The sequence below is a fragment of the Paraburkholderia sp. 40 genome, assembly GCF_050434105.1.
GTDB lineage: Bacteria > Pseudomonadota > Gammaproteobacteria > Burkholderiales > Burkholderiaceae > Paraburkholderia > Paraburkholderia tuberum.
Window position 1 is genome coordinate 1,576,334 of sequence record NZ_JBNPVY010000002.1, and the last position, 21,712, is coordinate 1,598,045.

20 protein-coding genes and 1 pseudogene are annotated in these 21,712 nt (G+C 63.0%); 10 read left to right on the top strand and 11 right to left on the bottom strand.

Annotated elements, in window-relative coordinates; all coding sequences use genetic code 11:
* Nucleotides 1–351: 351 nt before the first annotated feature.
* The 3 genes and pseudogenes from OKW28_RS08595 to OKW28_RS08605 form a co-directional block, all read right to left on the bottom strand.
* Nucleotides 352–1,406: pseudogene (locus OKW28_RS08595) on the bottom strand (mechanosensitive ion channel family protein); the annotation flags it as partial.
* 105 nt (nucleotides 1,407–1,511) lie between these two features.
* On the bottom strand, nucleotides 1,512–2,039 hold the full coding sequence (locus OKW28_RS08600; protein ID WP_429444769.1) for a paraquat-inducible protein A: 528 nt from the start codon (nucleotides 2,037–2,039) through the stop codon (nucleotides 1,512–1,514).
* Between the two features lie 13 nt (nucleotides 2,040–2,052).
* A complete protein-coding gene (locus OKW28_RS08605) occupies nucleotides 2,053–3,009 on the bottom strand; it encodes a LysR substrate-binding domain-containing protein (protein ID WP_429444770.1) in 957 nt (318 codons plus the stop codon).
* A 200-nt stretch (nucleotides 3,010–3,209) separates the two neighbouring features.
* On the opposite strand from OKW28_RS08605, the gene OKW28_RS08610 reads away from it, so the two are divergent.
* Nucleotides 3,210–3,833: a TetR/AcrR family transcriptional regulator gene (locus OKW28_RS08610; RefSeq protein WP_429444771.1), complete on the top strand. Its 624-nt coding sequence runs from the start codon at nucleotides 3,210–3,212 to the stop codon at nucleotides 3,831–3,833.
* A gap of 60 nt (nucleotides 3,834–3,893) precedes the next feature.
* On the opposite strand, the gene OKW28_RS08615 is transcribed toward OKW28_RS08610, so the two are convergent.
* The 4 genes from OKW28_RS08615 to OKW28_RS08630 all read right to left on the bottom strand — a co-directional run bounded on the left by OKW28_RS08615 (nucleotide 3,894) and on the right by OKW28_RS08630 (nucleotide 9,361).
* Nucleotides 3,894–4,970, bottom strand: coding sequence for an AI-2E family transporter (locus OKW28_RS08615; RefSeq protein ID WP_429446892.1), 1,077 nt, complete (start codon nucleotides 4,968–4,970; stop codon nucleotides 3,894–3,896).
* A gap of 105 nt (nucleotides 4,971–5,075) precedes the next feature.
* Nucleotides 5,076–6,617 (bottom strand): DHA2 family efflux MFS transporter permease subunit, encoded by a 1,542-nt coding sequence (locus tag OKW28_RS08620; RefSeq protein ID WP_429444773.1) that lies wholly within the window; start codon nucleotides 6,615–6,617, stop codon nucleotides 5,076–5,078.
* 12 nt (nucleotides 6,618–6,629) lie between these two features.
* Nucleotides 6,630–7,796 (bottom strand): HlyD family efflux transporter periplasmic adaptor subunit, encoded by a 1,167-nt coding sequence (locus OKW28_RS08625; RefSeq protein ID WP_429446894.1) that lies wholly within the window; start codon nucleotides 7,794–7,796, stop codon nucleotides 6,630–6,632.
* A gap of 56 nt (nucleotides 7,797–7,852) precedes the next feature.
* Nucleotides 7,853–9,361 (bottom strand): efflux transporter outer membrane subunit, encoded by a 1,509-nt coding sequence (locus OKW28_RS08630; protein ID WP_429444775.1) that lies wholly within the window; start codon nucleotides 9,359–9,361, stop codon nucleotides 7,853–7,855.
* A gap of 190 nt (nucleotides 9,362–9,551) precedes the next feature.
* Here OKW28_RS08630 and OKW28_RS08635 point away from each other — a divergent pair, with 190 nt between their 5' ends.
* Nucleotides 9,552–10,172, top strand: a complete 621-nt coding sequence (locus OKW28_RS08635; RefSeq protein WP_429446896.1) for a TetR/AcrR family transcriptional regulator — start codon at nucleotides 9,552–9,554, stop codon at nucleotides 10,170–10,172.
* A 480-nt stretch (nucleotides 10,173–10,652) separates the two neighbouring features.
* Here OKW28_RS08635 and OKW28_RS08640 read toward each other — a convergent pair whose 3' ends face one another.
* Together OKW28_RS08640 and OKW28_RS08645 are read right to left on the bottom strand one after the other, a co-directional pair.
* Nucleotides 10,653–10,865 (bottom strand): hypothetical protein, encoded by a 213-nt coding sequence (locus tag OKW28_RS08640; RefSeq protein WP_429444776.1) that lies wholly within the window; start codon nucleotides 10,863–10,865, stop codon nucleotides 10,653–10,655.
* 58 nt (nucleotides 10,866–10,923) lie between these two features.
* Complete coding sequence (locus OKW28_RS08645) at nucleotides 10,924–11,280, bottom strand: hypothetical protein (protein WP_429444778.1); 357 nt, start codon at nucleotides 11,278–11,280, stop codon at nucleotides 10,924–10,926.
* Nucleotides 11,281–11,799: 519 nt separating this feature from the next.
* Here OKW28_RS08645 and OKW28_RS08650 point away from each other — a divergent pair.
* A complete protein-coding gene (locus tag OKW28_RS08650) occupies nucleotides 11,800–11,982 on the top strand; it encodes a hypothetical protein (protein ID WP_429444779.1) in 183 nt (60 codons plus the stop codon).
* Between the two features lie 561 nt (nucleotides 11,983–12,543).
* Here OKW28_RS08650 and OKW28_RS08655 read toward each other — a convergent pair.
* Together OKW28_RS08655 and OKW28_RS08660 are read right to left on the bottom strand one after the other, a co-directional pair.
* Entirely contained in the window at nucleotides 12,544–12,948 is a 405-nt protein-coding gene (locus OKW28_RS08655) for a DUF3331 domain-containing protein (protein WP_429444780.1), read from the bottom strand.
* 13 nt (nucleotides 12,949–12,961) lie between these two features.
* Nucleotides 12,962–14,278, bottom strand: a complete 1,317-nt coding sequence (locus OKW28_RS08660) for an NAD(P)/FAD-dependent oxidoreductase (protein ID WP_429444781.1) — start codon at nucleotides 14,276–14,278, stop codon at nucleotides 12,962–12,964.
* Between the two features lie 495 nt (nucleotides 14,279–14,773).
* Here OKW28_RS08660 and OKW28_RS08665 point away from each other — a divergent pair, with 495 nt between their 5' ends.
* The 7 genes from OKW28_RS08665 to OKW28_RS08695 all read left to right on the top strand — a co-directional run bounded on the left by OKW28_RS08665 (nucleotide 14,774) and on the right by OKW28_RS08695 (nucleotide 21,576).
* The gene (locus OKW28_RS08665) at nucleotides 14,774–14,950 is read left to right on the top strand and encodes a hypothetical protein (protein ID WP_429444783.1); all 177 of its coding nucleotides are present in this window, start codon (nucleotides 14,774–14,776) and stop codon (nucleotides 14,948–14,950) included.
* A 321-nt stretch (nucleotides 14,951–15,271) separates the two neighbouring features.
* Nucleotides 15,272–16,627, top strand: a complete 1,356-nt coding sequence (locus tag OKW28_RS08670; protein ID WP_429444784.1) for an MFS transporter — start codon at nucleotides 15,272–15,274, stop codon at nucleotides 16,625–16,627.
* 35 nt (nucleotides 16,628–16,662) lie between these two features.
* Nucleotides 16,663–17,880 carry an acyl-CoA dehydrogenase family protein gene (locus OKW28_RS08675; RefSeq protein ID WP_429444786.1) on the top strand — a complete coding sequence of 406 codons (1,218 nt, stop codon included), beginning with the start codon at nucleotides 16,663–16,665 and terminating at the stop codon, nucleotides 17,878–17,880.
* A gap of 19 nt (nucleotides 17,881–17,899) precedes the next feature.
* Complete coding sequence (hpaC, locus tag OKW28_RS08680; protein ID WP_429444788.1) at nucleotides 17,900–18,421, top strand: 4-hydroxyphenylacetate 3-monooxygenase, reductase component; 522 nt, start codon at nucleotides 17,900–17,902, stop codon at nucleotides 18,419–18,421.
* Nucleotides 18,422–18,423: 2 nt separating this feature from the next.
* Complete coding sequence (locus tag OKW28_RS08685) at nucleotides 18,424–19,128, top strand: EthD family reductase (protein WP_429444790.1); 705 nt, start codon at nucleotides 18,424–18,426, stop codon at nucleotides 19,126–19,128.
* Nucleotides 19,129–19,177: 49 nt separating this feature from the next.
* A complete protein-coding gene (locus tag OKW28_RS08690; protein WP_187612472.1) occupies nucleotides 19,178–20,098 on the top strand; it encodes a LysR family transcriptional regulator in 921 nt (306 codons plus the stop codon).
* Between the two features lie 170 nt (nucleotides 20,099–20,268).
* Entirely contained in the window at nucleotides 20,269–21,576 is a 1,308-nt protein-coding gene (locus OKW28_RS08695; protein WP_429444792.1) for an MFS transporter, read from the top strand.
* Nucleotides 21,577–21,712: the final 136 nt, after the last annotated feature.

The following is a 21,712-nucleotide window of genomic DNA, read 5'->3' on the forward strand; positions in this document are numbered from 1 at the left end:
CCTTCGATTCAGTATAGGTCAACGTCATTGAAACAATGACAATTTCGCCCAGATGTAAATTGCTGGGTTTAAGGGCGGGGTGCCCGTTGAGTTGACTGACAGCCTTTGCAACAAGCGCTTGATGTGTTCCACGAGGAGAGCGGTTGTGTTCTGACCGTGACCTCCTAAAACTACTGCTCGGTGTACCCGTGAGATGGGCGACCCCAGTTTAGATTCAGCGCACCGTTTGCAGCTGATAAGGACCTCCTGGAATTGCTGACCGCACACGTGAGGGAAGATCCGGTTAGGGTTGCCGTTAGCGAGACCGGTTTGAATATATCTGTATGCGCGTCAGATGCTGCCAGCGTGTTTTCACTCCCGAGAGACGACAGAGCTACCGGTGTCAACTTCCCGCAGGTCTCGAATAATTACGGTCTGCGGGGTCGCCACCGTAACGGCCGCCGCACGCAACCGCTTGAGAATGTCGAACAGCAGGTCGCTCTTCGTATCGGCCGTTATCCTGGGGCTGCGAACGTAGCCGGTGACACTCAATGTGATGCCGTCGGCGGCGCGCTGACTGAACATGACCGACGGTGCCGGATGATCAAGTATCGACGGGTGCGCTTCGTACGCCGCGAGCAGCAGATCGCGCACCTGTTCGGGATCGATGTTCAACGGGAAGATGAGCGTGAGGGTCGTGACACCCTGGGTCCGGTTTCCCATCGTCACGTTGCGCAGGTTCTGCGAGATGAGGTGGGAGTTGGGAACGATGACCGTGGACCGGTCGGCGAGCTGAATTTCGGTTGCGCGAGCGTTGATGCGGCGGATGTCGCCCTCGACGCCCGCAATACTGTCCATATCGCCGACCTTGACCGGGCGCTCGGTCAGCAGGATCAGCCCGGAGATAAAATTCTTGACGACTTCCTGAAACCCCAAGCCGATGCCAACCGGCAGCGCGCTGACCGTGATCGCCAGCAGCAGGCTGCGGCCCACCGCGGACATCACCGTCGAAGCCTGTTCGAGGTGGATGTCGTCCAGCCCGAATAGCTGCTTGATGGTTTTGCCGCTGGCATGGTGCGCCGAGAAGAGGTTTTCGCAGATGTACTGGGTGAGGCTGCTCAGCAGGTAGAAGCTGCACAGGACGAGGTCAAACCAGACGAGTTCATAGGTCAGGAATCGTGCAACCGAAATGTAGCCGGTCAGCAGCGACAACAGCGAGCCCACGACGGCAATGGTGACACCGGCGTGGATCAACCCGGCGACGGTCGAACGGACCTCCGGCGGTTCTCCTGCGGCGGTCAGCGCATTACGCACGCGGTTTGCCCGCAGCAGGGCGGCGCCGATGGTCAGTGCGGGACCACCAGCGAGACCACTCCGCGTCCGAGCAGAGTCATCTGCAGACTGGTATCGACTGTTCTGTTGAACTGCTCCACCGTGCCGGAAAGCATGAGCAGGGCGGCAAGTATCCGGGGAATGGCTGGATGGCGCGCGCCACCGGATCGGCCATGACCGTCAGGCGCCACGAGGGTCGGTCACTGCCCAGCAGCGCCCGGCCCAGTCCCGCGATCATCGCTGGAAAGTTTGATGATCGCTACGAGCATGCCAAGTACGCCGACCTCGACGATGCTCCACGGGCGCAGCATCGCAAGCAGCCTCATGCTCCATGCGAAACCCGGCGCCCGGCGTGCGGCGCGCGCAAATGCCAGCACCCAGCCGAGCAGCGCGATCTGCAGAAGCGGTACCACGACAATCATCATCGCAGTGGCGAGCGCAATCGGTGCAACCGCGCCGTGCGCCAGCGCTGCCGCGGACTGCCAGAGCGTCGTCTCGCTGTGCAGGCCCTGCAGGGAGATCCGGATCACCGGGCAGACGTTGGCGATCACGAAGACGATGGCTGCGGCGACGGTTAGCGCGAGCCACCGATCGACATCGAGCTGGCTCGCGCGATACAGGACCGCCGAACATTGCCCGCAGCGCGCCACCTCGCGCGTGGCCAGCGCGCGGCGGCGGTACACGCTGTCACAATGCTCGCAGACGACGAGCGTAGGGAAGGTTTGCATGAGCATCCAGCAATCAGGACGGCCTGCCACTGCCGCCGGCCACCGTCCGCTGCTGCTGGTGGGCCATCTGAGCCGCGCGCGCGTCGAAGTACGACGTCGCATAGTCGATGAACGCCCGGACCTTCGCCGTCATCAGGCCCCTGTTGCGATATGCGAGCCTGATTTCGGCGTCCCCGCTCATGAGCTCGAAGTCGGGCAGCAGCTGTACCAGCCGGCCATCGTCCAGCTCCTTGCCGACCATCGTCAGCGGCAACGCGCCGAGACCAGCACCGCTCATCACCAGTTCCTTGTTCAACGCGGCGTTGCTGGTCGACACGTCGTGTTCGAGTGGCACGGCGATCTGTTCGCCACCGCGCCGGAACCGCAGTTGTGGTTCGCTGATCGACGCAAGTATCGTGACGAAGCGGAATGCGGCGAGATCGCTGGGTATTTGCGGTAGCTTGCGCCCCTGCAGATAGCTGGGCGAGCCCACCACGGCGAGGGGCAGGCGACACAACGCACGGGTGATCGTGAGCTCGCTCGTGAGCATGAACGGCAGCACGATGCCGAGATCGAAGGCTTCCCTGATCAGATCGACTGGCCGTTCCGCCAGCGTCAATTCGAGCTGCACGGCTGGATACCGGGCACGGAACCCGGCGATCAGTGGTGGCAGCTCTATCAGCGCCGCGGTGGTGTGGGCGACGAGCCGCAGTACCCCCGCAGGCTCCCGTGCACGCTGCCCGGTACCGGCCTCGAGCACGTCCAGTTCAGCCACCACGCGCGAGCAGCCGCCGTAAAACTCCTCCCCGGACTCAGTGAGTGCGAGGTGCCGGGTCGTGCGCTGAAAAAGACGCACACCGAGCCTCGTTTCGAGCCCCGTTATCGCGCGCGAGACGACTGCCTTTGAGATGCCCAACGCATTCGCGGCGTGCGTGAAGCTCTGCATTTCGACGACGGTACAAAAGGTCCGCAGCGTTTCGAGGTGGTCCATAAGTGCTCGCAATTCAAGGTAAGTCAAAATGGGTTATAACTATACTGTTCAGTATAGTGAAACGCACTGTTGCCGTCAACGCAAATAAACCGGGTAGTTTTGTTATGATAAGATCGTCAGTATTGATCGGAAACACCGGTCAGGTGCGTCGCCGCCGGCGGCGTCGTCGATCGATCGCATAAACAAAAGGAGAGCCCGGGATGAGGGGGAAAACGGAAGCAAAGCGGCAGGCGATTGTTGACGCCGCGTTCGAGGTGTTCAGTGAGGTGGGGTTCGAGCAGGCGTCGATGTCCGAGATCGCGGCACGGGCAGGCGGGTCCAAAGCCACGCTGTACAGCTATTTCCAGTCGAAGGAAGAGATGTTCACTGAGTTCATGACTGCCGCCGCGCAGGAGGAAGTCCGGGCGGGGTTCGAACTGCTCAGGACCTCGGCGCCGGTTCGCGATGCACTGACGAGCTTCGGCACGCACTATCTGGTTGCGGTGCTGAAACCGCAACTGCTCGCGGTGCGCCGTCTCGCGCATCGTGAAGGCGGCCGGTCGAATGTCGGCGCCCTGTTCTATGAGCGCGGGCCGAAGCTCGGCTGGCAAACGGTGGCTGTCTTCCTGCAGCAATTGATTGACACCGGGCAGCTGCGCAGCTGTAACGCAGCCATCGCGACAGCGCATCTGCGCACGCTGTATGAAGCGGAGTTGATGGAGCTTTGCCTGTTTGGCGTGCCGGCCGATACCAGCCCCCGCAACATCGCGAAGGTCGTCCAGAGAGCGGTCGACGTGTTCATGGCCGCATACGGGCCGACGCACGCCGCACCAACCACGCACTGATTATCCGGCTGCCGCCCGCATTGTCCGGGCGGCAGATCGACATCCAGGGCAAACCGGCGGTCAATCCTTATAGAGCGCGCTGGCCACATAGCGGCGCCGCAGGTCGCCCAGCACCGCTGCCAGGATCGCACTGACCGGCAGCGCGAGCAGCACACCAAAAAAACCAAAAAGCTCGCCAAACGCAAGCAGCGCGAAGATCACTGCGAGCGGGTGCAGCCCGATGCGGTCACCCACGAGTCTGGGAACAAGAAAACAGCTTTCGAGAACCTGCCCAACTCCGTACACGGCTGCGACTGCAGCCAGTCCGTACCAGCCGCCAAACTGCAGAACCGCGGCAAGCAGGGCAAGGGCCAGTCCCAGGGCGAAACCCACGTAGGGGATGAACACCGCGAAGCCGGTGAAGAGTCCAATGGGCAGCGCGATGTCGAGGCCGGCCAGAGTCAACGCTATCGGGTAGAACACGGCGAGCACGCCCATCACGAGCAACTGGCCGCGTAGGTATTGCGACAGCATGTGGTCCATCTCGGTCACGAGTGCCCGGACCTTGCCGACCCAGCGCCGCGGCACAAAGCTTTCCATCCGCGCGAATATCTGGTGCCTGTCGTAAAGCTGATAGAAAAGGACCAGCGGCACCAGTATGACGTTGCTTACCACGGGAAACACGACGTTGCTGCCTGTCCGCACGTACCGCCAGGCGGCGAGCATGACGGTCTGGCCGTCGCCGATCGTGGCGCCCGTCAGCAGGTGGCGGACTTCGACCAGATCGAGTGAGTAGCTGACACCCAGCAGTGCCAGCCTGGGTTGCAGCCACGCGTTCAGGCCTGCGATGAAAACGGGAAAGTTCTTGGCGAGCTCGGGTCCTTCCTTGTGCATCACGGCGAACGCAAGCAGCGGCAGCAGGGTCAGGAGCAGTGCGAAGAGGAGCATCATCAGCAGGACGGCAACTGCACGCGGCACACGCTGGCGCACCAGCCACTCGACGCCCGGCTGCAGCATGTACGCGATGAGCGCGCCGAGCAGGAATGGCGTCAGAACCGGGCGCAAGATCCACAGAAGGATACCGAGGCCAGCGGCGATGGCGCCCCACACGAGGATCTGGCGCTGATAGGAAGTCAGCATCATGGTCGGAAGTCGTATTCAGGTGACCCGCACGCGACAGGCAAACGCGGCGGCGTATCGAGGGGGCATCAGTCGTCGTCATTCAACACCAGCGAAGGCAGGGGGCGCGCCCCCCGTTGGCCTTCAATGTGCCTGTGACGTATCCGCGACACGCGTCGGTCTGGGCGCAAGCCAGATCGCCAGCGCGCCGACGATGAAGCAGCATGCGATGTTAAAGAAAAGCTGGTTGGTGGCGAGCATCACCGCCTGCGACTCGACCATGTTGCTGATCTGCGCCTGCGCCTGATCCGCACTCCAGCCGGAACCGGTCAGCGAGGACATGAAGTGGCCGGCCTGATCGACCAGGCCCGACAACTCCGCGCGGTTGAACTTGGTCTTGTCCTCCCACAACGTGTTGACGACCGACGTGGCAATCGCCCCGCTGAAGGTCCGGCAGAAGCTCATCAGTCCCGCCGCCGACGCCGTTTCGGGCTCGTCGACACTGCTCAGGCCGATGCTCGTCGTCGGCACGAAGAAGAACGGCAGGCCGATGCCTTGCAGCAGCAGCGGCAGTGCCACCTGCCAGAAGTCCATGTCCGAATTCGCATGGGTGCGGAACAGCGTCACCGAGCCGAGCAACATCACGCCGGCAAACACGAGCCAGCGTCCATCGAACTTCGTCGACAGCCTGGCGGCAAACGGTGCGGCGACCACCGCGAAGATGCCCGTCGTCGCCTGGGCATACCCGGCCCACGTGGCCGTGTACCCCATATTGTTCTGCAGCCACAGTGGCGTGAGCACGGTGGCGCCGAAGTACGCGCCGAACGCCAGCGACATGGTGACCACACTCGCGGCAAAGCCGCGATGACGGAACACCCGCAGATCGACGATGGGATTTCGCTCGGTCAGCTCCCAGATGAGGAAGGCGAGGAAACCAATCACCGCAACGATCGCGAGGACGCGAATTTCCATCGAGCTGAACCAGTCCTTGTCCTTGCCATCATCGACCATGATCTGCAGCGCAGAGACCCAGATGATCAGCAGCACGAGCCCGACCGTGTCGATCCGCATCCGGATCTTCTCCGATTCGAAGCGCTTGAGCAGCATCCATCCGGCGTATCCGCAGATTAGCGAGACCGGCACGTTGATGAAGAAGATGTAGGACCAGTGGTAGTCGTCGCAGATGATACCGCCCAGCACGGGGCCCATCACCGGCGCAATCAGTGTCGTCATGCTCCACAGGCCAAGCGCCGCGGCGGCCTTCTCCTTCGGAAAAATGCGCAGCAGCAGGGTTTGCGAGAGCGGCATGAGCGGGCCGCCCGCGAGCCCCTGAAAAACACGGAACAGCACCAGCGTGCCGAGCGACGTCGCCATTCCGCACAGTGCCGAACCCAGTCCGAACATGATCAGCGCCGTGATGAACACGCGCACCGTTCCGAAGCGACTCGCAAGCCAGCCGGTCAGCGGCACGGTGATCGCTTCGGCCACCGCGTAGGACGTGATGACGTACGTGCCCTGGCTGGTCGAGGAGCCGAGTGAACCCGAAATGGTCGACAGCGACACGTTCGCGATGGTGCTGTCCAGCACCGCGACGAAGTTGGCGGCGGCGATCATCAACGCCGCGACAATCAGCATGGGGCCGGACAGCGGCGGCAATGCGATGTCATTGACCTGAGTGGAAGACATGATGGCGCATCCTTAGTGTGCGGGCGCGTCGTTGCCGCCGCGCGTGTCGACCGTCGCTTCCATGGACAGGTTGATACCCAGCGGATGCGCGCGAAGCTCGGCCGGATCGATCCTGACGCGCACCGGCAGGCGCTGCACGACCTTGATCCAGTTGCCGGTCGCGTTCTGCGCGGGGATCATCGCGAACGCGGAACCTGAACCGCCCGAGAAACCCTCGACCTTGCCGTGATAGACGACCTTGCTGCCGTACAGGTCCGACTTCAGTTCCACCGGCTGACCGATGCGCACCTTGCCGAGTTGGGTTTCCTTGTAATTCGCATCGACGTAGACGGATTCGATCGGCACGACTTTCATCAGTGTGGTGCCGGTCTGAACGCGCTGACCCACCTGAACCTGGCGGCTCGCGACGACACCGTCGACCGGCGCGCGCAGCACGGTGCGTTCGAGATCGACGCGGGCCTGATCGCGCTTCGCGCGTGCGAGCAGGACTTCCGGATTGGTATCGACCGTCGTGTCCGCAATCAGCACCTTGTTCGCCTCGAGCGAGCCGACTGCGGCGTCGCGGCTTGCCTTCGCCTGCAAGGCCGCAGCGCGGGCTGCGTCGAGCGCCGCCCTGGCGGTGGCAGATGCAGCGCGCGCGTTGCTCAGCTCTTCGCCCGATACGCTGCCGGTGTGGGCTAGCACTTCGCGACGCTGCAGGTCGATCGCCGCGCGGTCAAAGTCGGCCTGGGCCGACGCGATCTGCGCGGCCATGCGGGATTCGTCCGCTGCGCGCGCACTGACTTGCGCGCTCAGTTGCGTATCCGTCGCGACATAGCCGCGCACCTTGCGTTCGGCGCGGCCCAGATCGGCTTCGGCCTGCGCCAGCGCAATCTTCGCGTCGGTGTCGTCGACGACGGCCAGTACGTCGCCCTTGTGGACCTGCTCCGTATTCACGACCGGCACGCTTTTGACGATGCCGCTGACCGCCGGCGTGATCGATGCGACTTCGGCTGCGGTGTAGGCGTTGTCGGTCGACACGTAATGCGAGGCGACGAAGTGCCAGTAGCTCGCGTACCCGAGACCGGCGACGAGAATGGCGCCGCCGAGCAGCGCGAACAGCTTCTTGCGGTTCGAAGGGGGAGCGCCGGCCGCAGCGCCGGTATCGACGGGAGCAGCGGAAGCGGGCGAGTCCGGCATCAGCGACTCGCTGGTTTTGACGAATTGGGTTTCAGACATGATCGGAGTCCTTGAAATCAGCTTTGCTTGTTGGGATGGGTTGCGTCGGTCGCGGCCGGCGTGCTGGCCTGAAAGCCGCCGCCGAGTGCGCGCACGAGCGCGACATCGAGCGAGAAGGTGCGCGACTGGATATCGGCGAGCTGGCGCTGCGCGGAAGTCATCGTGTCGGCGGCGTTCAGCACTTCGAGGTAACCGGCAAGGCCGGCGCGATAGCGATCGAGCGCGACCTGGTGCGCCTGGGCGGCGTCGTCGTAGGCGGCTTGTGTCGCTTGCAGCCGATCCGCCAGCGCGCGTTTGCTTGCGGCAACGTCAGCGACGTCGTGCAGCGCCTTGGTCAGCGTTTCGTCGTAGTTCGCGACCGCCTCGTCGTAGGTCGCCCGCTTGCCGCGCAGTTCGCCGCGCAAACGTCCGCCGTTGAAGATGGGCAGCGTGATCGCCGGCCCGAAGTTGCCGGCCAGCGAAGCCGCGTTCGTCAGCATGTTCAGGCCAAGCGACTGGAAGCCGATCGACGCGCCGAGCGTGATGTCCGGGTAAAACCCGGCTCGCGCGACGTCGATCCGCTTCGCCGCCGCCTCTACGCGCAGGCGTGCAACGACCACGTCCGGGCGACGGCCAAGCAGGCCGAGTCCAAGGTTGGCGGGCATGCCGGCAGGCTGGGTCAGATCGACGGCCGGCCGTGCGATGCGCAAGCCGCGGTCGGGCCCCGCGCCCATCAGCGCGGCGATCTGGTTGCGCTCCAGTGCAATCGATTCATCCAGCTCGAGCAGGTCGGCCTGCGCGCTTTGCTGCTTCGATTCAGCCTGCTTGACGCCGGACTGCGTTTCCAGCCCGTTCGCGAAACGCTCCCGGAACAGCTGTGCGGATTGCGTGCGCACCTGCAGTGCCGCCTGCGCACTGTCGCGCTCGGCGAACAGACGCGCGAGGTCGGCGTACGCTGCGGCGATCGACGCGGACAGCACCATGCGGGCCTGCGCCGCATCGGCGCGCGCCGCTTCGAGTTCCGACGTGGCGGCGGCTAGCGAAGCGCGATTCTTGCCCCAGAAGTCGATTTCGTAGCTGAAGTCGAGCTCGGCGCTGCCGTAGGGGCGCCATCCGTGGGGAACGAAATCCGAGGGAATACCGTTGTTGTAGCTCTGCTTCTTCTTTTCGACCGAGCCCTGCGCGCTGACTTCGGGCAGCAGCGCCGCGCCCGCCACCTGCGCCGACGCCTCGGCGTTATGCAGCCGCGCTTCGGCAGCCGCCAGCGTCGGCTCATCCTTGAGCGCCTCTGAAATCAGGCCGTTCAGTTGCGGATCGCGATAGCCGAGCCACCACTGGTCGGTGGGCCACGCGGACGCGGTGCCGGCCTGCTTGCCGCCGGCCGCGCCGAGACTCTGGGCCGTCTCATACCTGCTGATGTCCTTCGTTACCGGCTTTTGCGGCATGTCAGGCAGTTGCGCGCAGGCGCTCGCCACGATGGCGAAGGCGAACGCGACGGCCAGCCTCACTGGTTTGTGCTGCATCCCAACCTCGGTGCTCTCTTGCATGATCCCCTGCTCCCTCGCTCCGTTTTACAATACTGCACAGTCTAGTTATCGAAATCGGCGATGTCAACAACAAATAAACTGTACGGTTCAGGTATGGTAAAATTGCAGCATTGAAGGTCGAAGGCCGGCCACGGGCGTGCCGCCGGCCATGTCATTGATCGGTCGTGCAGACCGGAGGAGCGCATCAAAGATGAGGGTGAAAACAGAAGCAAAGCGGCAGGTGATCGTTGACGCCGCGTTTGAGGTGTTCAGTGAATTGGGGTTCGAGCTTGCGTCGATGTCCGAGATTGCGGCGCGGGCAGGCGTGTCGAAGGCCACCCTCTACAACTACTTCAAGTCGAAGGAGGAGATGTTCGCCGAGTTCATGGGCGTCGCCGCGCAACGGGGAATAGAAGTTGCACTCGCGCAACTGAAGACCACTGTGCCGGTTCGTAACGCACTGGTGAGCTTCGGCAAGCACTGTCTGATTGCGCTGCTGACACCGCAACTGCTCGCGGTGCGCCGTCTCGCGCATCTTGAAGGTGGCCGGTCGAACGTCGGCGCCCTGTTCTATGAGCGCGGGCCGAAGCCCGGCTGGCAAGTGGTGACGGACTTCCTGCAGCAATTGGTTGACGCCGGGAAGCTGCGCAGCTGTAACGCAGCCGTCGCGACAGCCCATCTGCGCGGGCTGTATGAAGCGGAGTTGCTGGAACTCTGCCTGCTGGGGGTGCCGGCGGATACCAGTTCCCGCAACATCGCCAAGGTCGTTCAAAGGGCGGTCGACGTGTTTCTGGCCGCATATGGGCCGACGGACGGGACTGACGCCGCATAGGCAGTCGCCTGGACGGTCGCGAATCTTGGGAGACGGCAAGCGAACCGACATCGTGTCGCCAGGTGAACGGTTCACCCTGCACAGCGTCGGCGAATCCGCCGTTTGCAACGCCTGACATGGGTATCAGCCTGTTCCGGAGCCAATCGTCACGATGAATGGGCCAGTGGACGGCTACTCCGGATCATGCCCGGATGGCACGCACGCCGATCGCGGTCGATGCTCTCGCCGAAACCCACAGGCAGCCGGCGAAGACGCCGCGCCTTATCGAATTGCTGAGGAATTGCTGAGGAAGGGTTGAGAGCAGTCCATTGCTGAACCAACCACGGTCTCGCGGCCAGCGATCTGCGGACGTCATGAACGAATCGCCGGCAAACGCCGTCATGCATCGCATGCGCCTACGGCTACGAACAGGATCCCAGTAGCCGCGACATTCGCCGGTCTCCCCAGGTATGGCTGCGCGGGTTGCGTAGCCATATGGGGTTATTTCGGAAGCTGGGTCGGGACTTGCGCCGACGCTTGTGTCGGAAGCTGCGGAGGTTGCGGAAGCTGCGGCCCACCTTGTGAAAGCTGCTTCGTGGACGGTTGCCCGGCGGACGCTGTCTGCTGCGACGGCAATTGCTGCGGCAGATTGTTTTGCGCAAGAACGGATGTGCTGGTAAGGAAGGCGAACAGTACGAGGAAGATCTTTTTCATTTCAATTCTCTACAGTTGGTTGTATTGATCTTGATGCGATTAGCAGCCGCGGGCCGTATCAACGCGCGGCCAAGGTTGCCTTGTAACGCCAGGACGCTGTTGCGGTACTGAAGTCGACGGGTTTATCCGACGCTACGTTGTCTGACGGGAGGGAAGCCGACGAACTAGTCACCCCGCCGTAGTTGTTGAACGCCTGTCGTTGGGCTTCCACGCGGGCTAACACTGCCTGAAAGTCCATTGCATGTTGCGTATCGGCGCTTGCGCGTTCGTGGTAGCCGACCGTTTGACGCTGAACCGCTTGAGAAGCCGCTTGCTCATACGTTTGGGGACCATTGCTGTTAGCGAATGCGGCGGTCGAGAAGGACAAGATCGACGCGACAACAGGGACGGGGATGAAGGTCTTCGACTTTGGCATGATCAGACTCCATATCGAGCGTCGGATGGAGACGCGGTGTTTGGGGAACAACGGTCTGGCGAGGCCTTGAGTGCTGTTTGCCAGTTCGTTGAGTGCCAGTTTAGTCACTTACTATCTACTTACAAGCATCCCCAGGGCAACGGATAGTTGTCGTCGCTGCAAGGTTGTAGCGCGACTGCGCTGAAGCGGTTGCGCGCTTCTTTAGTGTGTCCGGAGGCAAGGGCGGTGCGGACCGTCTGAATGACACGCAGCACATTTGCTTCGACGCTATCCAGCCGGGCGTTACGCAAGCGGGATCAGCCGTCGAGCGTGCACGCTTCAATCGAAGTTCGTTGCCAAGACCGCTACGTGAATATTGGAATACCTTCCGCTTGTTGTTCTGATGCCAGCGATTCGCGGTTCGCACAAACCCGTATATTGAAGATCTTGCAACTCATAATTACGCGCGTCGAATGGCGGCGCGCTTTGCTTATACTGCATCCATCTGACACACACTTCGCTATTTACGCAGGAATACTTATGGCACACCAACTCACGTTCCAGATCGGTTCATCGAACACGGACGTCATTCACGACATCGTTCAGCACGCGTTGCGCAGCGCTGCTACGGCCTCCACCACGAATGGGGCTATCGATGTGCTGGGCCAGGCGCTACTCGAGGTCGAGCGCCTCGCCGCGCACACGACCGTCCTGACGCACTGAGCCCTCTGCGCGCAACGACGAAGGCCACTCGATCACTCGCCCAATGGGGCATTTATGACGGTTCTGTTGGCTGGTGGAGTTACCGCCATTCCCCCTTGACGCGGATCAAGCGCCGAACGCGGCCCATGCTGGGGTTCAACACTTTCGCTGTGCCCGGACCCTTGACCGACATCGGATTGGCAACTTTTTTGCACGATCCATTGCCGGTTTCGCCTTCGTGACCATTTGCCCACGCGTCTATAACGGCGCGATTCGGAGATCGTGACAATCACTTTCGCATGGGGGCGGATTTGACCAGACGATCTCGACAGGCTAGCTGGATATGTAGCGCGCCGGCCAGCACAAGCTCCGTTCGACACCCTCAACCTACAAACTAAACACGTCGAGTCGCGCAAGATTTGCAAACGTCCCTCGCACACCTGTTAAGCGACATTCACGCGCATCGGCGACGTCCTGTATGTGGCTCGAGGATACAAGTTGACTGATCGGTCGCGGGCAGCAACTGCGCTGTCGCGCAGTGTTGATCCGGGAAGGATCAACAGCGAAACACGCCCGCGAAAATCAACAAGATGGATCGCTAAAGGCGAGCTCGACTAATGTTGCGAGCATCATGGCAGCCGCGTTTGCGGGAGGCGGTTCGACCTTTGTGGGGCGGTAGATTACATCGCCTGCGGCGATGCCTTGTCCGCTCAAAGCGCATATACCCGATCGTTTCGCTGTTTCAAGGCGCCAAAGCTGCTCGCCGTACTTGCAACCTCGAGGGTCGCTCCACGATACGGTGGCTGTTCGTGGACTGGGTCGATCGAGCAGCGCGATCGCAACGTCGCCATTCTTGACCGGCAGACGGCTCGATCCACGCGAATCGACTATATGCCTGACCCGAGCCGTCAATTGTTGCGCGCATCCCAAATCGAGTTGGCCGACCGTGTGCTGCCATGCGGTGTCGACCGTCATGCATTGAACCATGGCACTACTCCCGTCAAAAGCGAGGCGGCGCTCGGCTCAGCCGTATCTTTGGCTGCACGAAGCCGTTAATCCGCTCGGCAGTCCACAGCATCATGGCCTTGCCAAAACCGTGCAAAGCCTGCTGATGCTGTCGATACAGCATGGCGTGACTGAGCTGCGCGAATCGGCCCTTGATAAACCCGCCGCGGAAGAATCCGAACTGCCCGAGCGTCCCAAAAGCGTTGTAGTCGCTCAGCGACACGAGCGCGCCGAAGTCGTGAAATGCAAAGTCGGGCAATGAACCCCCGCCGAGCCAGTCCGGCAAGTGCTTCGCGAGGTGTTGTGCCTGTTGCGTGGCGACTTGCGCCGTGGGTGCGAGAGGACGTTCGTTGCCGGCGAGCGTCAACGTCGAGCAGTCGCCGAGGGCGAATAGTGTGTCGTCGTCCTGTGCCTGCAGGGTTGGCCTGACGGTGATCTGATTGGAACGATTGCTCTCGATCCCATCCAGTTTGCCTAGAAAATCAGGGGCCTTGACGCCCGCCGCCCATACCATCAAATCCGCCGGTTGCTTGCTGCCGTCGGCCAACCGGAGTCCATCGGGTTCGGCGGCGGTCACTCGCGTGCCCGTTCGTACCGTGAAACCGATATGCCGTAACTGTGCCTCGCTGGACTCCGACACCGCCGGCGGAAATGCCGCCAGTACGCGCGGTGCGCTTTCATAAAGGGTGAGCTGCAGACGTGAGCGGATGCCGGGGTCGCCGTAACTCGACGCCACTTCGAGTAAGCGGCTCAATTCCGCTGCCAGTTCGACGCCGGTCGCTCCGGCGCCGACGATAGACACGCGCAACGGGCTATTCGTCACAACGCTCTGGAATATACGGATTCGCAATGCTTCGTTGAAAACTTCAGCCTGTGTCTGGCTGTCAATGAAATGGCAATGATCAAGTACGCCTGGTGTGCCGAAGTCGTTGGCGCGACTGCCTAACGCAAGAATCAGCACATCGTATTCGACCGTGCGCGGCCCGATCACGACCTCCCCCGACGGCGAACGCAGCGCAGCCAGCTTCACGATACGCGCATTGCGGTCCAGGCCTTCCATTTCGCCTGGCTGATAGTTGAAGCCGTGGTCGCGGGCGTGGGCGAGATAGATGACCTGCTGTTGCTGGACATCGCGAGTGCCTGCCGCGATGGTGTGCAGCATGGGCTTCCAGATATGGGTTGCACTTTTGTCGATCAACGTGACCTGACCGCGGCCGCTGCGGCCAAGCGTGTTGCCCAGCCTGGTCGCGAGCAGAAGTCCAGCGATGCCGCCGCCGACGATGACGATCCGGGTGGTCTGGCGCGTTGTCAAATATCTCTCTTGCATGATTCCCTGCTCCCTTGCTCGCTTTTTCAATACTGCACAGTATAGTTATCTAAGACGTCCGCGTCAAGTTAAATGAACTGTACGGTTCAGATATGGTAAGATCAAAACATTGAAAGTCGAAGGCCGGTCACGGGCGTCGCCGCGGTCGGCCATGTCGTTGATCGGTCGTGCAGACCGGAGGAGGAGCGCATTGAAGATGAGGGTGAAAACAGAAGAAAGGCGGCAGGTGATCGTTCACGCCGCATTTGAGGTAATCAGCGAATTGGGGTTCGAGCAGGCGTCGATGTCCGAGATTGCGGCGCGGCAGGCGTGTCAAAGGCCACGCTCTACAACTGATAACTGAGAGGCGCCGTAAGCAACGTGGGCGATCGCCCCAGGTGAGGTTTTTCGGGAGCCAAAGGCTTCCGTTCTACCCGGATTGAGCAATTGCCGCGAGCGCGAGGTCTCGAATGCGGGGTCGACCTCCTGGAACTCCTCACCATGGCGCACAAAGCGTCGTTCTCTCGACTCCTGGAAATCCTCACCATCCTGGAAAACCTCACCTCAACAGGCTCGCTTCAACTTTTAACCCTGCATTCCAGCGTGCATTTCGCGCACTGGACACCGACGCGCTCCGCGCTCGCAGGTCCGAAGCGCAATCGTTCACCGCAACGCTGAAGCCAGCGAAGCACGTGCTGCGCGCTTCGACGCACCTCATCCCCATCGCCGTTCCGACGCACACCGCGTGAGCCGTCGCGCATCCCGCCCACCGCTCCCGCAAACCCTCACCGTAGCGCCGCATCCTGGAACTCCTCACCATTCGCGCGTCGCTCGATCCGGGCGTCGCCCATGCACGCCATTCATATCGACCATTTTTGGCCCGAATTTGACCGCGTTTATCGCCGCTCATATCGTGCAGCCATGTCGTCCGGATGTGATTCGCCCCGCTGCGTAGAGCCATCGTCATGCGGGAACCTCAATCTTCGTTCTCCCTGAGCCATGAACTCTGACGCCGTGAATTCCGATCTGAGCGCCCCGCTCGCATCACGCCGATCCGCCGCCGCGACGAGCGGCGTACGACGTGCGGTCACGACCGCCGTGCTGGGTCAAATCCTCGAATGGTATGACTTCTTCCTGTATGGAACGGCCGCCGCGCTGGTATTCGGCAAGCTGTTCTTCCCCGTCGGCAGCGATCCGCTCACCGGCACCATCGCCGCGTTCGGCGGTTTCACGGTCGGCTTCATCGCGCGGCCGATCGGCGGTGTGCTGTGCGGACATCTCGGTGACCGCTACGGGCGCAAGCTCGTGACGATGCTGACGCTGTTCGCGATGGGCACGGCGACTATGTTGATGGGCGTGCTGCCCACCTACCAGCAGATCGGCCTCGCCGCGCCGGCGCTGCTCGTGTGTCTGCGCATCGTGCAGGGGCTCGCCGCGGGCGGCGAATGGAGCGGCAGCATCCTGCTGATCCATGAGAACGCGCCGCAATCGAAGCGGGGCGCGCTCGCCGCATGGAGCCCGTGCGGCGCGGCGCTCGGCTTCGTGCTGTCGACCGGTGCGTTCCTGCTGGTGCAGAACCTGTCGTCTGCCGATTTCCTGAGCTGGGGCTGGCGCATTCCGTTCCTCTGCAGCGCCGCACTCGTCGCACTGGGCTTGTGGATGCGCCGCTCGGTCGGCGAAAGCGCCGCGTTCGCTCGAGCGAAGGCAACGCGTCGCGACACCCGCATGCCGGTGATCGAAGTGTTGCGGCAATGTCCTCGCGAAGTGCTGACGATCTTCGGTTTGCGCTTCGGCGAAGGCGGTGCGTCGTACATTTTCTTCGCGTTCTCGATCGCGTATGGCCAGTTCCTCGGCATCAAGTCGAGCTGGATGCTCGGCGGCCTGACCCTTTCGATGCTACTGATGATTCCGTTCTCGCTGTTCTTCGGCTACCTGACCGACAAGGTCGGACGCAAGCCCGTGTATCTCGCCGGCGCGATCGCGATGGTGCTCGTCGCATGGCCGTACTTTGCGCTGCTCGGCTCCGGCGAATACTGGAAAGTGATCACGGCCCTCGTGCTGGCGAACAGCCTCACCCTCGGCATCCTCGAAGGCGCGCAGCCCGCGTTCATCAGCGAACTGTTGCCGGTACATCTGCGCTTCTCGGGGCTTGGCATCGGGCGCGAAATCTCCTCGGTGCTCGGCGGCGGCCTGTCGCCGATGATCGCCACGGCGCTGCTCGCGCACTATCGCAGCGCGACGCCGGTCGCTCTGTATCTCGGCGTGCTCGGCCTGATCACCGTGATCGCGACGCTGCTCGCCCGGGAGACCTATCCGAAAGCGATGCGCATCGAAGCGCATCAGGAAACCGACTGACATCGTTCACATCACTGAATCAAGAGGTAACGCGCATGCACGCCGTTCATACCGCCAGCGCCCGCGCTTGCACCGCCGACGCACCCATCATCGACACGCAGGAGGACTACCCTGAATACTCGGGCCCGCTGTCGCTCGATGACCTGATCACCGAAGTCGAGCGTCGCCGCGACGAGTTCGATGCGGTTTCACACGTCCCGCGCGACATGATCCTGAAGATGAAGCGCGCGGGCATCTTCCGCGCGAGCACGCCGAAACGCTTCGGCGGCGACGCGCTGCCGCCGCCACACTTTCTGGCGATGCTCGAACGCATCGCGATCGCCGATGGTTCGAGCGCATGGGTCGCGGCCTTTGGCTCCGCGAACACGTATCTTGCGTCGCTGCCGGTCGAGACTCAGGCCCGCATCTACGCGTCCGGTCCAGACCAGGTTTTCGCGGGCGGTCTGTATCCCCTGCAACCGGCCGAGCGTGCGCCCGGCGGCTACGTCGTGTCGGGTCAATGGCGTTTCGCGAGCGGCTGCAAGGGCGCGGACTGGATCGGCGTCGGCATCGGTGGCGCGCCGGGCAAGGTCGGCGACGCGAACGCGGGCAAGCCGTTCACGGCCGTGTTTCCGGCGAGCGAAGTCGAGATCGTCGACAACTGGAACGTGGTCGGCATGCAAGGCACCGGGAGCCACGATCTGCGCCTGAAAAACAGGTTCGTCGACGAGCAATGGACCTTCGTGCGCGGCGGTGCGCCGCTGATCGACGAGCCGCTCTACCGCTACCCCGCCGTCGCATATCAGGCACAGGTGCATGCGGCGGTGAACCTCGGGCTCGCGCGCGCGGCGCTCGACCTGCTGGCCGGTATGTCCGGCGTAACCAGAACGACGACCGGCGCGCCGCGTCTTGCCGACCGCGCGTACTATCGCTCGGGTCTCGCGCAGGCCGAGGCGAATCTGCGCAGCGCGCGCGCGTTCTTCTTCGAGTCGGCGCAAACTTCGTGGCGCACGGTCATGGCGGGCGACCCCGTATCACCCAGCGAGGCCAATCTGCTGCGGCTCTCCGCGACGCATGCCGCGCATACGTGTGCCGAGGTGGTCATGCAGGCGTACAAGATGGCTGGCATCGGCGCGATCTATCGCGAGAGCCGCATGCAGCGGATGGTGCGCGATTCGATCGTCGTCACGCAACACGCGTTTCTCGGCGAAGGCACCTACGACGCGTCGGGCGCGCTGTTCGTCGGCATACCGCCGGTCACGCCCTATCCCTGAGCGACGTGGAGCGACTGTCATGACGCACGACGAAACGCGCACGCACTTCCGCGACGCGATGGCTTGCCTCGGCGCGGCCGTCAACATCATCACGACCGATGGTCCGCGCGGGCGCTGCGGCATCACCGCGAGCGCGGTCTGTTCGGTGACCGATATGCCACCGACCATGCTGGTGTGCATCAATCAATCGAGCTATGTGCATGACGTGATGCACGAAAACGCGAACCTGTGCATCAACATCCTTGGCGCGCACTGCCAGGACCTCGCGCGCGTGTTCGCCGGCATGACGGGTTGCTCGATGGACGCGCGTTTCGATCAATGCGCGTGGCAGCCGGGAGCGCTCGGCGCTCCGGTGCTTTGCGACGCGCTCGCGAGCCTCGAAGGACAGATCGTCGACAGCAAGACGGTGGGCTCGCACTCGGTGATGTTCGTGCGGATCGAGCGGATCGCCACGGCCGATGACGGCGATGGCCTCGTCTACTTCGGCAGGCAGTTCCATCGGCTTGCGCGTGCCGGTGTCGCGGCTTGCGAGGAGGCATGACAATGCAGGTCTGTCTCTTTCTGATCGGCGCGAGCGACGCGCGGCAATCGCTCACGGACCCGCCCGCGCTGCTGCGGGCCGCCACGCAAGTCGCGGGGCTGCGCAAGCTGATCGTGCACGAGCCGATCGCGGGACAGGTCGATGCGCGTATCGCGCCGGCGGCGGATGCGCCGTCGTGCGCGCTGCAGTGGTACTTCGACGAACTCGAGCCGCTCGAAGCCGCGCTCGAACCTGACGGCGCGATCGCGCACGCGTTGCATTCGGCCATGCGCGCCGAATTCAGCCCGCAAAGCTTCTCGCAGCAGGTGATGGCCGTGCGCATGTTCGCGCCACCGCAGGCTGCGTCGGTCGAAGACAACGCGCAACGCTGCACCTATCTGGTCGCATACGAAGGCGTCGCGCAAGACTTCAACGCGTGGCTTACGCACTATCTGGCGCATCATCCGCCGTTGATGCTGCGATTGCCGGCGCTGCGCGAAATGGAGATCTACACGCGCATCGACAGCCGCAGCGGTTTGCCGTTTGCGCGCGCGAGCGCGCTGCAACGCAACAAGGTCGTGTTCGACGATGCGAGCGCGCTCACCGATGCGCTCGCGTCGCCGGTGCGCGATGCGATGCGCCGCGACTTCCACGCGCTGCCGCCGTACAGCGGGGCAACGCCGCATTTTGCAATGCGCAGCATCTACGGTAACCTCGCCGCATATTGACCGGCGCGTCGCGCTGCCAGCGACGTGCCTTAGTTTGCGAGAGCTGCGCATGAACAAGCTGAATCCCGGCATCGCCGATCTGAATCTTCTGCGCGTGTTCCTCGCGATCTGGGACCTGCGCAGTCTGACGGCGGCCGGCGATCGGCTCGGTCTCACGCAACCGGCGGTCAGTCATGCGCTGCGCCGTCTGCGCACTCTGTTCGAAGACCCGCTGTTTTCGCGCACGCCCAACGGCATGGTCCCCACCGATGCCGCGTACCGCCTCTATCCGCCGCTCGCGCAAGCGTTCGCGATCATCAACGAAGCCGTGCAGCAGCTGGCGAAGTTCGAGCCGTCGACCGCGCGACGGGTGTTTCGCGTGTCGATGTCGGACATGTCGGAGTTCTACTTCTTGCCCCCGCTCGCCGCGCTGCTCGATCGCGAAGCGCGCGGCATCCGCATCGAGGTTGCCAATGTGCCGGTCGAGTCGGTCAGCGCGGCGATGCGCGCCGGCGAAGTCGATCTCGCGCTCGGCTATGTGCCGGGTCTCGACGCGGGCTGCGTGAGCCGGACGCTGTTCGTCGACGAGCACGTGTGCGTGGTGCGCGCCGGTCATCCGCTGCGCAAGACGAGGCCGAGCCGCGAAGATCTGACCGCGCTACGCTACGTGTACGCGAGCACCAATGCGACCGGGCATCGGATGGTCGAGCAATGGCTCGACGAGCTGAACCTGAAGCGCGAGGTCGTGCTGCGGCTGCCGCATTTCGTCGTCGCGCCCGAGATCGTGATGAATACCGATCTTGCCGTGATCTTTCCGAAAAGCATCGCGAAGCGCTTCAACCGCGGCAAGGCGTTCCGGATTCTGCCGCTGCCGTTTCCGCTGCCGCCGATCGAAATCCAGGTGCACTCCCACTCGCAGTTCGCGGCGGACCCCGGCATCGCGTGGCTGCGCGAGACCATCCATACGATGTTTCATCAGCCGGCACGCTGAGCGCCCGTGAGCTTGCCCGCGGGTGCCGGGCACGCCGGGCATATTAGCTGCACTGATACCCGCCCTGCTTTTCGGCTAATTTGACGCCACTATCTGTCGCCTCGACACTGCGTATCGTGCGAAGCCTTTTCTGAAAGGCCGCCATCCCCCCACTTCAGATGCGAGCAGACATGTCCTCCGTTCAATCCCCGATCACGGCCGGGCGCGCCACGGCAGAGTCGGATCGCGCACTCAGGAAAATCATCATTGCGTCAGTGGCCGGCAACGCGATGGAGTGGTACGACTTTTTCGTGTACGGCACCGCGGCTGCGCTCGTGCTCGGGCAACTGTTCTTTCCCGCGCACGCGGACCCGTTGATCGGCACGATCGGGGCGTTTGCCGCGTTCGCGATCGGCTTCGTCGCGCGTCCGCTGGGCGGCATCGTGTTCGGGCATATCGGCGACCGCTATGGACGCCGCGCGTCGCTCGTCTGGACGCTACTGATCATGGGCTTTGCGACTTTCGGCATCGGGCTGTTGCCGACCTATGAGCACGTCGGTCTGGCCGCCCCCGCGGCGCTCGCGGGCTTGCGCTTGCTGCAAGGCATCGCATCAGGTGGCGAATGGGGCGGCGGCGTGCTGATGATCAGCGAGAACGCTCCGCCCGAAAAACGCGGCTATTTCGCGGCGTGGAGTCAGCTCGGCGTGGGCGGCGGCTTCGTGCTGTCGGCGGGCGCGTTCCTCGCGGCGCAAGCGCTGCCGCACGATCAGTTCATGTCATGGGGATGGCGTCTGCCGTTTCTCGCGAGCATCGTGATTTTCGCGCTCGGCGTCTACATCCGTCACAACCTGCCGGAGAGCCGCGACTTCGAGAACGCTGAGAAAGCCGGCAAGACCGCGCATATGCCGGTGCTCGAAGCGATCAAGCGTCACCCGAAAGAGATCCTGATGGCGATGGGTCTGCGGGTCGCGGAAAACGGCGGCGCCTATATCTTTCTCGCGTTCTCGCTCGTGTACGGCAAGTTCGTGGGCATTTCGAATTCGGTGATGCTGACCGGCGTGATGCTCGCGATGGTCGTCGAAATGGGCGCGATGCTCGCGTGGGGCAAGCTGTCGGACCGCATCGGGCGCAAGCCGGTGTATATGATCGGCGCGGTGTCGCTCGCGGTGATGGCGTTTCCGTTCTTCTGGCTGCTCAACACGCAGTCCACGCCGCTGATCTGGCTCGCGCTTTTGCTCGGCACGGCGGTCTGCCACGGCGCGATGATCGGCACGCTGCCCGCGCTCGTCGGCGAACTGTTCAGCACCGAAGTCCGCTATTCCGGCGTGGCGCTCGGTCACGAAGTCGCGTCGATCTTCGCGGGCGGCCTGTCGCCGCTGATCGCGACAGCTCTGCTCGCGCACTACCAGGCCTACTGGCCGGTTGCCGTGTTCCTCATCGTGCTCGGTCTCATCACAGTCGTGACGCTGAAGTTCACGCACGAAACGCGTCAGCCGTAATGCTTCGCCTGCCTGGCGTGCAAGCCTTCGCGCGGTGACGTGTATCGCGCGAAGGCTTCGCTTTGGCCCGCGCAGTCCGAGGTAAAGGAGTGCGGTAACATGGCACTCCCCCAAGACCCGCTCCTCATGTCAGCGC